The sequence below is a fragment of the Methanomassiliicoccales archaeon genome, from assembly GCA_013415695.1.
Lineage (GTDB): Archaea > Thermoplasmatota > Thermoplasmata > Methanomassiliicoccales > JAAEEP01 > JAAEEP01.
In genome coordinates this window covers 1-13,989 of sequence record JAAEEP010000014.1, presented here as the reverse complement: position 1 = coordinate 13,989, position 13,989 = coordinate 1, and the positions used below count along the sequence as shown (strand labels likewise).

General features: G+C 49.4%; 14 protein-coding genes. 7 read left to right on the top strand and 7 right to left on the bottom strand.

Annotated features, from left to right (window positions below; genetic code table 11):
• Nucleotides 1–43: 43 nt before the first annotated feature.
• Together GKC03_07695 and GKC03_07690 are read right to left on the bottom strand one after the other, a co-directional pair.
• Nucleotides 44–283: a PRC-barrel domain protein gene (locus GKC03_07695; protein NYT12412.1), complete on the bottom strand. Its 240-nt coding sequence runs from the start codon at nucleotides 281–283 to the stop codon at nucleotides 44–46.
• Nucleotides 284–415: 132 nt separating this feature from the next.
• A complete protein-coding gene (locus GKC03_07690; protein NYT12411.1) occupies nucleotides 416–2,617 on the bottom strand; it encodes a CDC48 family AAA ATPase in 2,202 nt (733 codons plus the stop codon).
• Between the two features lie 72 nt (nucleotides 2,618–2,689).
• Here GKC03_07690 and GKC03_07685 point away from each other — a divergent pair, with 72 nt between their 5' ends.
• The 4 genes from GKC03_07685 (at nucleotide 2,690) to GKC03_07670 (ending at nucleotide 6,710) form a co-directional block, all read left to right on the top strand.
• Nucleotides 2,690–3,598 (top strand): DUF89 family protein, encoded by a 909-nt coding sequence (locus GKC03_07685; GenBank protein NYT12410.1) that lies wholly within the window; start codon nucleotides 2,690–2,692, stop codon nucleotides 3,596–3,598.
• Entirely contained in the window at nucleotides 3,591–4,721 is a 1,131-nt protein-coding gene (locus GKC03_07680) for a dipeptide epimerase (protein ID NYT12409.1), read from the top strand. The genes GKC03_07685 and GKC03_07680 overlap by 8 nt, the downstream gene beginning before the upstream one ends.
• A 12-nt stretch (nucleotides 4,722–4,733) precedes the next feature.
• Nucleotides 4,734–5,759 carry an NDP-sugar synthase gene (locus tag GKC03_07675; GenBank protein ID NYT12408.1) on the top strand — a complete coding sequence of 342 codons (1,026 nt, stop codon included), beginning with the start codon at nucleotides 4,734–4,736 and terminating at the stop codon, nucleotides 5,757–5,759.
• Nucleotides 5,760–5,873: 114 nt separating this feature from the next.
• Nucleotides 5,874–6,710, top strand: a complete 837-nt coding sequence (locus GKC03_07670; protein NYT12407.1) for an EamA family transporter — start codon at nucleotides 5,874–5,876, stop codon at nucleotides 6,708–6,710.
• On the opposite strand, the gene GKC03_07665 is transcribed toward GKC03_07670, so the two are convergent.
• From GKC03_07665 to GKC03_07655, 3 genes are all read right to left on the bottom strand, one after another.
• A complete protein-coding gene (locus tag GKC03_07665; GenBank protein NYT12406.1) occupies nucleotides 6,707–7,105 on the bottom strand; it encodes an ACT domain-containing protein in 399 nt (132 codons plus the stop codon). The two genes, GKC03_07670 and GKC03_07665, sit on opposite strands and share 4 nt — an antisense overlap.
• Nucleotides 7,106–7,250: 145 nt before the next feature.
• A complete protein-coding gene (locus GKC03_07660; GenBank protein NYT12405.1) occupies nucleotides 7,251–7,733 on the bottom strand; it encodes a beta-1,4-galactosyltransferase in 483 nt (160 codons plus the stop codon).
• Nucleotides 7,733–8,176, bottom strand: a complete 444-nt coding sequence (locus GKC03_07655) for a capsular biosynthesis protein (GenBank protein NYT12404.1) — start codon at nucleotides 8,174–8,176, stop codon at nucleotides 7,733–7,735. Before GKC03_07655 ends, GKC03_07660 begins: the two co-directional genes overlap by 1 nt.
• A gap of 325 nt (nucleotides 8,177–8,501) precedes the next feature.
• Between GKC03_07655 and GKC03_07650 the strand changes: the two genes are divergently transcribed.
• The 3 genes from GKC03_07650 to GKC03_07640 are packed head-to-tail and all read left to right on the top strand — an operon-like array spanning nucleotide 8,502 to nucleotide 11,875.
• Nucleotides 8,502–9,425: a glycosyltransferase family 2 protein gene (locus tag GKC03_07650; protein NYT12403.1), complete on the top strand. Its 924-nt coding sequence runs from the start codon at nucleotides 8,502–8,504 to the stop codon at nucleotides 9,423–9,425.
• Nucleotides 9,409–10,869 (top strand): hypothetical protein, encoded by a 1,461-nt coding sequence (locus tag GKC03_07645; protein ID NYT12402.1) that lies wholly within the window; start codon nucleotides 9,409–9,411, stop codon nucleotides 10,867–10,869. Before GKC03_07650 ends, GKC03_07645 begins: the two co-directional genes overlap by 17 nt.
• Entirely contained in the window at nucleotides 10,853–11,875 is a 1,023-nt protein-coding gene (locus GKC03_07640; GenBank protein NYT12401.1) for a hypothetical protein, read from the top strand. The genes GKC03_07645 and GKC03_07640 overlap by 17 nt, the downstream gene beginning before the upstream one ends.
• Here the strand turns inward: GKC03_07640 and GKC03_07635 are convergent.
• Both GKC03_07635 and GKC03_07630 read right to left on the bottom strand, forming a co-directional pair.
• Nucleotides 11,872–12,753, bottom strand: a complete 882-nt coding sequence (locus tag GKC03_07635) for a glycosyltransferase (protein ID NYT12400.1) — start codon at nucleotides 12,751–12,753, stop codon at nucleotides 11,872–11,874. The genes GKC03_07640 and GKC03_07635 overlap by 4 nt on opposite strands.
• 49 nt (nucleotides 12,754–12,802) lie before the next feature.
• Complete coding sequence (locus GKC03_07630; protein ID NYT12399.1) at nucleotides 12,803–13,909, bottom strand: glycosyltransferase; 1,107 nt, start codon at nucleotides 13,907–13,909, stop codon at nucleotides 12,803–12,805.
• Nucleotides 13,910–13,989: the final 80 nt, after the last annotated feature.

Sequence of the window (13,989 nt, the reverse complement as noted above, 5' to 3'; positions counted from 1 at the left end):
GTATTGTGCCCATTTGGAATGATGGGGTTCTCCTGATTAATGATCAGGCGATGTTCATGACCACGACGTCTCGAACAGCCCTCATCTCGCTAAAGGGTAGAACTAGCCTTCCCTGAGAGTCGTTCCTAAACAGCCTGGCCTCGATCTCCTCGGCCGGAACCACCAGGACGTGCTGGATCTCTCCGGAGTCGGTGTCCACAACGAAGTTGTCGATCATGCCCAGAATCTGACCATCATTGGTCATTACGGTCTTGCCTCTTAGCTCGGTAATAAATTTCCTCATCCCAGCACCTGCCAGATAGTCAGGAAGACTGGATAAAGAATGAGAGTGTCTGTATATAATCCTGTCGATTTCGTACCCTGGCCTTGGACCGGAAATGAGTCCTCAATCGATTAGCTGGCCTTTTAACCCCGCTCATCTGTAAGGACCAAGGCTATCGAAGTCCAATTGAACCCTCTCTAGCCTTTTTGACATCTCTTCATAACGCCGCATGATATCCTTGTCCACGGAGGGGCAAGCTTTCTCCAGGGCGGCCTCAAAATGCCTCATCTCGACCTTTTCCGCTTCTTCATTCTCCCTCATTGCGTTGAGACCTGATTCCCGGCAAAGCGATTCGATATCTGCTCCAACGAATCCCTCAGTCCTTCTTACAATGGACTCAAGATCAACATCCTCGGCCAAAGGCATCTCGCGGGTGTGTATCTCCAGTATACTCTTCCTCGCAACTGCGTCAGGGATCGGGATCAGGACCAGCAGGTCGAATCTTCCCGGTCTAAGCAAAGCCGGATCTACGATATCTGGCCTGTTGGTGGCCGCCATGACCGTCACCTTGCCAAGTCCCTCCAATCCATCTAAAGAGGTCAGAAGTTGGTTCACCACCCTCTCTGTCACGTTGTTGTCGCCATCACTACCCCTTTTAGGGGCGATAGAATCCAATTCATCCAGGAATACGATCGCGGGCGAGACCTGCTTTGCCTTCTTGAAGACCCGGCGCACCGCCTTCTCGCTCTCGCCAACCCACTTGCTCATGATCTCTGGCCCCTTTATGGAGATGAAGTTTGCATTGGACTCATTGGCCAAGGCCTTGGCCATGAGAGTTTTCCCGGTTCCTGGTGGGCCATAGAGCAATATGCCCTTGGCGGGCTTGATGCCCAGTCTCTTGAAGGATTCGGGCTTTTCTATAGGCAGCTCCACCATCTCCTTCAACTGCCTCTTCACATCATCCAAGCCTCCCACATCATCCCATGTGACCCGCGGGATCTCCACAAGCACCTCACGCATGGCGCTGGGTTCGATCTCCCTTAGGGCCCCATTGAAGTCTTCAAGGGTCACCCTCATCTTCTCTAGGACTTCTGTTGGTATCGGGTTTCCCAGCTCTAATTCTGGAACAAGACGTGCCAAGCAGTTCATTGCAGCCTCGCGGGCAAGGGCTGCCAGATCAGCCCCCACGAAACCATGGGTGGTCCTGGCGAACTCCTCCAGGTCCACATCATCTTCCATGGGCATTCCGCGAGTGTGTATCTCAAGGATAACCATCCTGCCATCACTGGAGGGAACTCCGATCTCGATTTCCCTGTCGAATCTACCAGGTCTTCTGAGGGCGGGATCTATGGCATCCTCCCGGTTGGTGGCTCCGATGACGATCACCTGACCCCTCCCGCTTAGGCCGTCCATCAAGGTGAGGAGCTGCGCCACCACCCTTCTTTCCACTTCTCCATGGACATCCTCCCTTCTGGGAGCGATGGAGTCGATCTCATCAATGAAGATTATCGATGGAGCATTCTTCTCCGCCTCTTCGAATCGCTCCCTTAGCTTCTCCTCGCTCTGCCCGTAGTACTTTGATATGATCTCAGGTCCTTGGATCGAGTAGAAGCTAGCCCCTGCCTCGTTTGCCACCGCTTTTGCCATGAGCGTCTTCCCAGTTCCCGGCGGGCCGTAAAGGAGAACACCCTTTGGTGGATCTATGCCAAGACGGTCGAATAACTCAGGGTTCTTGAGTGGAAGCTCGATCATTTCTCTTACCCTCTGGAGCTCTTCCTCGAGTCCCCCAACGTCGTCATATGTCACGGAAACAGTGGGCGCTCCAATCATCTCCATGGGCTCCGTCTTCACGACCAATTCTGTGTGATCTCCTACAACGACCACGCCATTGGGGGTGGTGGCTGTTACCATGAAGGGTAGGTAGCCGCCCATAAGCGCGATGTTCGGAATGATGATCTCGTCCCCCTTGACCAGGGGACGGTTCAGGAGTCCCTTCTTGAAAAGGCTCTCCACTCCTTGACCAAAACGGACCCTCTTTCCCTGGGGTATTTTGGGAGCCACCACGATCCTGGATGCAGGTTGAGAATCCGCTTTGATTACCGACACCTTCTCGCCTATCGAAACCCCAGCGTTTGATCTGATCATGCCGTCGATTCTAATGATTCCCTTTCCCTCATCATCCTGGGAAGCCCTGAAGATCTTGGCCGCTGTGGTCCTCTTTCCAACAATCTCGATGAAGTCACCAACTTCCACCCCCAGCTGCTTCCGGGTCTTGGAATCGATCCTCGCTCTCCCCAGGCCCACCTCAGACTGGTGGTGGGCACGGGCAACCCTCAGAGTCAAAGAATCCGCCATCTTGGTCCCTTTCGGCAAATCTCTAGTGTTCCTCATAAAGGTATTGCGACCATTTCCCGCTCATCCTGGATATTGATAGAAGAGTTCTTCACCAATCAGATACCTCCAGGGAGCATGAAGATGGACCCCGAGTGCATCCCTTGCCTACTGGGACGGGTATTCTTCGAGACCGAGCTTGTGGCCCCGAATAGGGCACTGGGGGTCATGAAGGAAAGTCTAGAGATCCTTAACAATGGATTCTATGAAGGCGTGAACTCAGCAGAGTTGGCAACTGAGGTACACAGGAGAGCTTATCACCTCATGGGATCAGAGGATCCATACTTGGAACTCAAGATCAGGGCGGACGAGGTTGCGCTCTCGTTGCTACCCCGAGCCGAAGAGTACATCGATGCATCGACGGACAGGTTGAATGCAGCCATTCTCTGCGCCATTGCTGGGAATGTCATGGACTTCGGTATCGGGAAGGGCTTCGACGACCCTGAGGATCTGGTGGAGGCGTTCGATTCCATTCTTGCCCAGCCTCTTGGCATCAACGATCTTCCAGAGATCGAGAGGTTGCTGGAATCTTCGGAGAAGGTGCTGTACTTCTTGGACAACTGTGGGGAGCAGGTTTTCGACAAGCTCCTGGTCAGGGAGATCCAGTCGATCGGGGTCGAGGTTACAGGCGTGGTCAAGGGAAGGCCAGTGCTCACCGATGTAACCTTAGAGGATGCCAGGCGATCTTCAATCCTGGACCAGTTCGACAGAGTCCTGGACACGGGAACCTTCGCTGTCGGAGTCAGCCTGGAGAGAATGAGTAATACCCTCCTAGAATATATGAAAGGGGCGGACCTCATAATTGCCAAAGGAATGGCCAACTTCGAGGCCCTGTCGGATCACGATTTCCGCCCTATTGCTTACGTCATGAGGGCCAAATGCCGACCCGTTGCCAAGGCCATTGGAGCTAAGAAGGATGACAACGTTGTGAAGCTTTATGAGTAAGGCTCGCATCGATGGATTGGATTATGTGTTCATCAGGATGGCGAGGGAGCGACCCTTTGTCATCGCTACCCACCGCTCTCAGGAGGTGGTCAATGTTCTATTGAGGGTGAGGTCTGGTGGTAACGAGGGCATAGGAGTCGTTGCTCCTAACATCGTCACCGGTGATACACCGGAGTCAGCCATCCATTTTCTTCAGGATTTAATAGGGGTTCTACCATCCGAGGAGTTGACTGTTGCCCAGTTGCACGATCTCATGTCCTCCATCTCCGAGGAGGACAACGCTGCCAAGTGCGGAGTGGACACAGCCTTTCATGATCTTCTCGCTCGAATGGAAGGAAAGCCACTATGCGACCTATTGGGACGGGTCAAGGATCGAATCGAGACCTCAGTAACAATAGGCATCATGGGCATTCAAGAGTCCCTTGCGGCTATCCATCAGCGTTCTATGGCCGGATTCCAGATCCTGAAACTTAAGGTCGGCCTTGACCTTGATCGTGACCTCTACATCATTAATGAGGTCAGACGACGCTATCCCAAAATGGTGTTAAGGGTCGACTGCAACCAGGCATTCACCACGGAGGAAGCCAATGCTTTCATGGAAGCGATCACGCCAATTGGAATCCAATTCGTTGAACAGCCTGTCGACGCTGATGATGTCGAAGGTCTCTGCGAAGTGGGTCGGTCTTCCAAGATACCGGTTATGGCCGATGAGTCTGTTAGATCAGCGGAGGACATCGAAAGAATTGGCCGCCTTCAAGGAGTGAGATTGGTAAACATCAAGCTCGCCAAGGTCGGGGGGATACTACCAGCTATTGAATTGTCAAGAAGATGTGAATTTCATGGAATGAAGGCGATGGTGGGCTGCATGTCGGAGTGCGAGGCGTCAATATCGGCCGGACTCCACTTTGCTCTTTCCCAAGATTGCGTGGAATATGCAGACCTGGACTCTCACCTCTCACTCATCGATGATCCCACATCGGCAATATCCATGGAAAAGGGATTCCTCTCCACCCTTCCGCTTCCGGGCTTGGGCATCGATCTTGGGAGCACAGACCGTCAATCGATTGAAGGATCACATATTGATTGGAAAGCAATTAGATATGAGAAATTCAATGGCTGGTGAGGAGGTTAACTGTTGGCCAAGGACGTCGAACAGGCAATCGTTCTGGCTGGTGGAAGGGGAACCAGGCTCAGGCCGCTTACTAACAATCGGCCTAAACCCCTGCTTCCAGTGCTTGGAAAGCCCTGCATCGAATACATCCTGAGTGCTCTAATCGATGCGGGGATTGGACAGATATTCGTGGCCTGTGGCTACAGAGCCGACGATCTCTCGAACGCACTTCGCAGATTCGACTCCAAAGGTGCGGAGATCACAGTTGCTTACGAGGACGAGCCAGCGGGCACGGCCGGAGCCGTGAAGCTCCTTGAATCAAGGATTGTCGGGACATTTGTGGTGGCCAGCGGTGATGTCCTGGCTGATGTGGACATGAAGGACTTGATAGAGCGACATCGGGCAAAGGAAGCCTTCGCTACAATGGCCCTCACCACTGTGGACAGGCCAGAAGAGTTTGGTATTGTCGGACTTGATCCCAACAACAGGATAGTGAAGTTCAAAGAGAAACCTGCCCGCCATGAGGTCTTTTCCAACCTTGTCAATGCTGGTATATACATCTTGGAAAGGGGTGTGGTTGAACACATACCTGAAGGGGAGATGTTCGACTTTTCAAAGAATCTATTTCCTAAACTCATGGGCATGGGCAAGGCTCTATTTGGCGCCCCGATTCATGGAATGTGGAAGGACATAGGTCGACCATCTGACCTCATAGAGGCCAACATTGAGATGGCTTCGAAGAAAGGCAAATATCCCCGGATGGATGGCATCGATCCCCCAGTCCACATTGGATGTGATACTGTTGTCGAGAGCGGCTCGATCATAAGGCGATCTGTGCTTGGCGTTTCGATTCATGTCCATATGGGAGCTGAGATAGTCGACTCCCTGTTGATGGACCGCTGTGAGATCGGGAATCAATGTCATATTGAGAAGAGCGCCCTCGGGATAGGATGCATGATCGGGAAAGGCTCTAGACTCGTTGGATGCGTACTAGATGATGGTACCGAGATATCACCAGGTACAACCTTGATCGGAGAACAGTTGGACTAGAGTCGCCACCCACCCGTTAAATACACGCATCTTAATTGCCAACGGATGGCGACAAAGGGGTTCCGCCACGAGGGATATATCATTCTGGCCAGCTTGCTTTGGGGAACTTCATTCGTGTCGGCTAAGATCGGTGTGGAGGAGATCGACCCTTTTTTCTATTCCTTCCTCCGGTTCCTGATAGGTTCTTTGTTTCTTATGGTCGTAGTACTGGTTGCCAAGAGATACGAGCCACGACTCTTCAAGGATCGTATCATCTGGGGGATCGCCCTTGTCAACGCTATTGCATACAACTTCCAGCATGTAGGGATATCAATGACCACAGCCACGAACGCCGCTCTTCTGGTAGATATTAACGCCGTGTTCGTTGCCATCCTGGCGGTGTTCATATTGGGTGAGAGGCTTAACTACCGAATCGGCCTTGGTTTGGGTTTGGGTCTCACCGGTGTTGTGGTGGTCACTACCGGTGGGGATCTGTCCATCGTATTATCTGGGACATTCCTGGGGAATATGCTCGTTTTCATCTCGGGCATCCTTTGGGCTTTCTATATAGTGTATCAAAAAATGGTGCTCATGAGGGAGGTCAACGTGCTGATGATCACAGCGGTGGTCATGATTCTAACTACGATCTTCCTGGTGCCCATGAGCCTCCCATTCACATCGAATTTCTCGGTGACCGATTTGGGAATGGCGAGCGCTGTTTACACTGGTATTTTCTGTTCCGGGCTCGCCTTTATCCTTTACAACGCAGGTCTAATGAAGGTTGGTGCTACGGTCTCTTCGATAATCCTCCTTTTAGAGATTGTCTTCGCGGTGATTTTCGCCTACCTCATACTATCTGAGATTCCAACTTTACCAGTCATCTTGGGTGGATCGCTGATTGTTCTGGCAATTGCGGCAATCTCACTATGGAACAACAATCAACTTCGTGATCCGGAGCTCGAGGTTGACTAGACAAGGTATTTCCAGAGAACCTCTTTCGCTCTGTCTAAATCATTGACACCTAGGGCAACCTTTTCAAAAGCGGTCCCAGATCCCATAATGAACAGAGATTCGATGTTGATTCCAGCCCTGGCCAGTGTTCTAGTCATCTTGGCAAGCTCCCCAGGTCGATCTGGCAAGGAGATCTCTAATACTTCTCTTTCTAAGAAATCCAATCCTCCAACCTGGAGGGACCTGCGAGCGGTGGCCTCATCATCGGTTATCACTCTGATAAAGCCCTTCTTGGCGTTCAGTTCCGTGCTAATTCCCTGGATGTTTACAGAATTGCGTCCCAACAGTTCAGCAATCCTGGCAATTTCCCCTGGTTTGTTCTGAACACTGATCTCAAACTGCATCAGCGTCATCATCTATTCTATTGGTGATTTCTCCTTAAATAAGTGCTGACTCAGATTGTTCATAATCTCAATGTAGTTGATTGCGTAGCGCCAAGCAATTATTCATCAATGGCAAGAATGGCTGGTCTTGAACCGTTTCTGATACTGTGAAATGAGATCAAGATCCTGTAAGATCCTGCAGGCACTTTCGAATATATTTGCACAGTGATAGATCGGACTCAATTGGTATAGTGGAGTTGGTATTCGCATTCGCAATGGCTTCCTCAAGTGCATCCGCCTCAAGTACCACAGTTAAGCCTTTCTTCACTTTAAGAGCGCCGACCAACTCAAGCTGATGATCATTCATGTGTTCGTCATATTTCCTCAGTCTGGGCATGACAATCGTTGTCTTTCCAAACGAAAGGGAATTTAAAAGAGTTCCAGCTCCAGCGTGGCAGACAATGATCCTTGCTTTCTTGAAATACTCTAGATACTCTTCATCTGAAGGGAGAAAGTCGAAAGATATCGCATGTTTCGTCTCGTACTCTGTATGGCCTTTTTGTATGACCACTTCCTCTTCAATTCTTCCTGCGATCTCATCCATCTTCGTGACGAGTCGCAAGAATGGCTGATTGTGCCACCCAACTGTCACGAAAATAATTAGATCACCCCACCTTTGAATTTGGCCTTACTGCCGTATTTCTCGATCAGAGATGGCCATTGGACTAGAAAAACATCCGAAACAGGGTAAACAAGCCTACCAGCACCAGTGGTATTGTACACGCAGCACCAGCTTTCAATGAAGATGCTAGGGATCTTAAGGAGCTTGGCTGCATAGAATGCAGGAATAGCAATCTCAGACCCAGTACTGATGATAACGGAAGGTTTCTCCTTCATGAAGATTCTCATGAAGGTTATGATCGATAGAAAAACCCTGAGCCAATTGTTACCAAGTTCCTTGATGAAGTACTTCCTCGCAGCAATCAATTCCGTGCGAGGGCTTTGATGAGTGACGAAGAAGATATCATGGCTTTCAAACGCATCCATAAGACGCATCATCTCAGTGAGATGACCCCCCATAGAACAGATCAATGCAATCTTCATAGGACCACTGATTGAATTCCTATCCTTCGTTTCTCCAAACCCCTCGAATCGATCATTATCATTTTTACTTTCAATTTACATGAGATAGTGAAAAACCGAACATGATACATCAGTATAAATCTTTGCTGCTGGCAGTCTGATATACTCGATGAATGCTTCGTACCAATTATCCGATGAACTGCAATCGGACTTAGGTTTTATGCGGATCTCAAATTTAGGTCGACGTCTTTGGGCAACGCCATAAGAATCCGAAGTGGCGTCTCCACTTTTGGGCAACTTACGGTTCGAAGAAGGGGTTAAGAAGGCATATTTGCATCTCCTGGCAATGGTCCTGTCCGGGAGAATCTTCGCCATCACCGTCAATTGGAACAGGGCTGATGACACTTTAGAGTGTCTAGACTCCCTTGTGAAATCAGGAGTGAAAACCAGTTCGATAATTGTCGTGGACAACGGGTCCACAGATGGTTCGGTGGAGCTTATCTCCAGGGAAATGCCATCTATCCAAATTATGAAAATGGACGAGAACCTCGGGTACATCAAAGGGGTGAACCGTGGAATATCACGGGCACTTGAGAACGGCGCCCAGACGATTCTCCTTATAAACAATGATGCCACGATTGATCATGATGCAATCGATATTATGTTGGAGGCCGCCGAACGGAGGAAGGAAGCGGGGATTCTAGGCCCCAAGATACTCTACTCCGGTAGAAATGTAATCTGGTTTGCAGGAGGGAGATTCAACTGGAGATGGGGGTTTTCCTCCCACCCAGGCATGGACGAGGCGGATGTTACTGAAGACAAAGAGGAGAAGGTCGATTTCATAACTGGTTGCGTAATGATGGTAAGGAGGGAGGTCTTCGAGGAGATTGGTCTCTTTGACGAGGGCTATTGGATGTACGCAGAGGATCTCGATTTCTGCCTTAAAGCGCTCATAAAGGGATGGGAGAGCTGGGTAATTCCATCAGCGGTGGCCCATCATAAAGTATCTGCGTCATCGGGTGTGAAAGGCTCGAATGTGATGACTCGAATGCGCTCGTACTATTATGCAAAGAATATGCTAATTCTCGTGAAGAATATACCTTGGTCAAAGGGATCCTATACGCGACTCTTAGGACAGGTTGTGGTAAGACTTCCGTATTATACTCTCCAGATATCACTCCAGGGCGTGAAGGGGGGATTGAGATCGTATCTCCGAGGAATGATCGATGGGTTCAGGGTGATCCTGAGGGGAGGTGCGACCACTGACTAATGCCGCTGGCCAAATACAAGATCTGCTCAGGGGTTTCTCCAAGTTCCTAATTCCCTCCCGGAAGATACTGCTCTTGATAATTATCGGGTTGGCAGTGAGGTTTGCACTAGCACCCTGGACTTCTTGGACGGAGGACATCTATCCTTTCTACCGGACATCAGTGGACATGCTGACCGGCGTTGGGGTATACGGTCATGCCGTGTTCTCTTATCCTCCCCTCTTTGCTTTCCTACTTTATCCTTTCGTTTGGTTACTTTCCCTGTTCCTTGATCCAACCATGTGGGGTACGATCGTCTTCGAAATGGTGGACGCAGCCCAAATGACTGGAATGTTGATACCAACGGTGACCCATCCCGCCTTCAACCTGGCGGTGAAGATTCCCATCATACTCGGGGACCTTTTGATGGCCCTCATCCTCTACGATTTCGTGGCAGAGTGGAAGGATAAGATCTGGGCAAGGCGCGTTTTCATACTGTGGTTCCTGAATCCACTGGTGATATGGGTCAGCTCGATCTCTGCCCAGATAGATGTTTTCCCAGCTATCTTGACCATATTGGCATTCATTTGTTTCTATCGAAAGAGATTCTTTCTTGCAGGTCTCGCCTTGGGCATTGGATTCTTCTTCAAGCTCTATCCGATGTATCTAATCATTTTCTATCTCATCCTTGTAATTGGATGGGAGTTCAAGACCTACAACCAAAATTGGAAGGGCGTCGCAATCAGGAATGTGATCAAGTTCATTACCGGAGGCCTTGTGAGCCTCATCACCGTCCTGCCCGTCCTACTCACTTCCGGTTGGATGTTCGACTTCATTTTGAGGAGATCTGGATCTCCAAACTTCGGCGGATTCAATATATTCTTCATTGCTCCTTACTTCAAGTCATCGGATGCAACCGTTCCCACCTCGGTGTACTCGATCGATATCTCGCTTCTTCTCTTCATCATATTGATTGGTGTGACGGTTTGCTACGGGATAATATTCTCACTAATTCGGAGTAAGAATGGCAACCTCATGAAGACCTTGATAATGGGCAACTTGTTCGTGCTGGTCACGATTCTCCTGCTTCAACCGGTCACTAATCCTCAGCATTTTCTCTGGATATTCCCATTCCTTATGATATTCGCCTTATGGGAAGGGAGGATGGTAAGGAAGGTATACCTTCTGACAGTCCTCGGGTTGCTCTTCCTGATAGGTCTGCAGTCGTTTAGTGCTGTTCTATATCCAGCCGCAGTCTACACTCCTCTTCTCGACCCCTCTGCCCTCAGCAGTTCCATAATAGACTTCTTCACCGCATTCGACTACTGGGCTCGCAATCTTATCCTACTATCAGTAACAGCTGTCGGGGTCTTCACACTGGTCACCATTTACCTGCCGGAGAAGTATGACCTCCTAGAGTTGGCATATCTTAGAATTCGTGAATGGAGGGTTGGAACTGAGGATTGAGAAGCCCATTCTTAGCATCATGGTCGTTCTCTTAGTTGTCCTCGCATGCCTGGCTCAAACTGGCGGAGGTGATTTGGTCATCACAACCAAGATTGATGTTACAGTGAACGAACAATTGCAGGTCAGACTGGATTACACTCTAGGTTCCACTGGTTATTCCAAGTCCGTCAACATATTGACCTACCCAGCAACTGAGACCAGGGATGATCCAATCTATATCTTCTATGATCCCTCCGGGACCGAGAGTCAGTATGTCCCCAGGATATTTGGACTCTATGACCACATGAACCCGAAACTTCAACTTTATGGTTATGAGGGGTCGGTCTCATTGGTGGACAGAGAGGGACTGGAAGACATATTCATGGGCCCCAACTCTACCCTGATAATTGCGAGTCAACCTTCGAATTCCACATCACTTGCCCAGGCAGCCTTAAGTTGGGTCACGGGAGGCGGGATTCTGATCGGTATCGGGAACTCGGTCCCCTTCGTCTATGATCCCAGATACGATGAAGGGGGAGAAGATTACTATGCTCTAAGATATGAGAACTTGACCTTCAGGTCTGGTGAGGGAATGTCAGTCTCGACCATGGCCGATGCTTTTCAATTTGAGACCGTTGCACCCACGAAGGGTATTGTGGTCGACGATGTAGAGTCACAAGGGGGAAAGGTCATAGGATACACGTATGACAGGGATCGATTGCTAACATCGTCAGCGCTCTTCCGAATAGGAAATGGTAGACTTCTCACCATGTCTGGTGATATGTCCACTCCAATATTGACAAGTGGGGAGGAAGCCTATGCCAATGACATAGCTAAGTTGTTGGCTAGTTGGGCTTTATGGATGGAGGGCGAACCGTTCTTGAAGAAGATAACCTGCGGACCTGAGTCGACCAATGGGATCATTGTTACTGAGTTACCCATAGCAGAACATGTTGTTGCTATCTCTCTTGACGCAGATGAGTTTCAGGATGTTTTCCAGAGAAACTTCGTGACCATAGTAACCTAGTCCAGTTTCTTCGTGGAAGATACTATTTCCCAGATGTAAGGATCTCCTCTGTCCAAGGCTACGTAGATTGACGCAAAAATTCGTGACATAGCTTCTATTGACATTGCAGCGATAGCCTTTCCCAGGTTTCTACGGTTGTCTCTGATGAATGAGAGGAATGAAGGAAGAAGGTATTTACCTTGCCAGGTGGGAACTTCGAATTGATATCTGCGCTTCATGTACTTCTCTCCAATATTCACCCGTGTTCTTTGTGCCCAGAAGTCGGGTAGCGTCTCGGGTCCTTTGTTCCATACCAGAGCCTCTGGAACGTATACCGTCATAAGCCCTTTCTTTTCGGTCTCCATCCTGATCCAGTCCTCATCTGTGTTAATGCCAGGTGTGATCTGCATATCTAGGTTGCGAAATGCTACCAACTCCCCCGTCTTCGGGCTTATCAAGGATAATCTGTGATGCATGTCCCAAAGCATGTAGACGGCAAAGCCCACCAAGGTGTCTTTGCTATTAACAGGTACAGGATGTCCACCAGTCATCCCAATGCGCTCGTCCATGAATGGAGATAATAGATGATTGAGAGTATATTCTTCCAGCCTGTTGTCGGCGTTGACCAGGATGAGCACATCCCCGACTGATTCACTCATGAAAAGATTCACAGCTGAAGACTTACCTTCCCTGGTCTGCTGGCGGACAAGCCTTACCCTTGGATCAATCGATGCGTAATTCTCTACAATCCGGTCGGTCCTGTCAGTGCTGGCACTGGAAACAACTATGATCTCGATAATACTGAATTCCTTGAGTACCTGTGAGGTGATTGATTCAAGGCACTGTCTGATATTCCCTTCCTCGTTGTATGCACACACGCCTACAGATACCTCAATCATTCTGATGCAGCAATAAGGTTGTTGATAAATAAGATTCTCTCCAAGAACTTCAACTCGAGGGTATTGAGCAGCCTATCACGTCCCAGCTTAGAGCCACCCCAAAGCCAACGAACATACAGATAGCCTGAAGGATCTCAACCTCTGTTCCAGCGAAGACAGTGAACATGTATATGGTGAAAAGATATCCGGCTGATGCGACCGAGATCAGCTTGATACTTCCGAGTAGGCTGTCTTGCTTTCTGTTGGAGAAAAGAAGCTCCGTCGCAATGACAAGGTAGACAACACCCACGATGAATGAGGTGATTGTGGGGAAGAATGAATACACATTGATAGGTGCACCAATCCATTCTAGAAGGGCAAAGGTGGCGAACAATCCCAAGATGAAGGTCGCGATGAATCTTCCCAACATGTGGAGTAGGAAGAAACCCGTTACAGCAGCCACACTTTTTCCCAGAATGCCACACTGGTTGAGAATGGAGAGGACGATCTTAGAGCTGAGCTTCGACTCACCACCCTGCCTCTCACCGAACTCGAATGAGATCTCACCAACCCTAATATCATTTGGAGCGAATTTGAGCAGATCGAACAGGGCTTTGAATCCCTGGCCTTCAAATAGGTCCGAATACTCCTCTATGATTTCCTTACAAAGCTGGGTCCCTCCCCCGAAGAAACCACTCATTGTATCCGAGGTCCTGGGTTGCCCCTTCCACCAGAGATAAGTGTTGGCTAGACCGTGAGCCCCCATTGAGGACAGTTTCCTCCCCCTCGACAGGGACTCTCTGTTTCTCCTTACGCCGACAACGATGTCATTGCCTTCCATTAGAGAGTTCATGACATCTTTGATACTCTCTGGGGGATGCTGGAAATCTGCATCAATTACCACATAGAACTCTGTATTGGAGTTCAGAATCCCTTCGATGATGCTGGCATTGAGCCCTCTCTTCTTTCCCGTCCTTTCAACAAGGGACACCATGCTGTTGGAGATAGAGTATTTCTGCACTTTCTTGATAGTACCATCAGTTGACGAATCGTCAACCACCACCACTCTCGAATCAGGATAGAGGCGAGTTAGAGTGTCTAGCATTTTAACTATTGTTGCCCCTTCGTTTAGAGTGGGGAGGACGATCGTGAATCTGTGCGTATCGCTATCTTCCAATGCTTTGCATCCCCATTGAACACAATTTGTTGTGGGTATTTATCATTTTTGTGTCCTCCTACCGATATCTGGAAAGGTAT

What these genes read in the sequence shown, in the direction of transcription:
- GKC03_07680 (NYT12409.1), top strand. Translation starts at nt 3,591, where the DNA reads ATGAGTAAGGCTCGCATCGATGGATTGGATTATGTGTTCATCAGGATG.
- GKC03_07690 (NYT12411.1), bottom strand. Translation starts at nt 2,617, where the DNA reads ATGGCGGATTCTTTGACTCTGAGGGTTGCCCGTGCCCACCACCAGTCT.
- GKC03_07650 (NYT12403.1), top strand. Translation starts at nt 8,502, where the DNA reads ATGGTCCTGTCCGGGAGAATCTTCGCCATCACCGTCAATTGGAACAGG.
- GKC03_07695 (NYT12412.1), bottom strand. Translation starts at nt 283, where the DNA reads ATGAGGAAATTTATTACCGAGCTAAGAGGCAAGACCGTAATGACCAAT.
- GKC03_07665 (NYT12406.1), bottom strand. Translation starts at nt 7,105, where the DNA reads ATGATGACGCTGATGCAGTTTGAGATCAGTGTTCAGAACAAACCAGGG.
- GKC03_07655 (NYT12404.1), bottom strand. Translation starts at nt 8,176, where the DNA reads ATGAAGATTGCATTGATCTGTTCTATGGGGGGTCATCTCACTGAGATG.
- GKC03_07635 (NYT12400.1), bottom strand. Translation starts at nt 12,753, where the DNA reads ATGATTGAGGTATCTGTAGGCGTGTGTGCATACAACGAGGAAGGGAAT.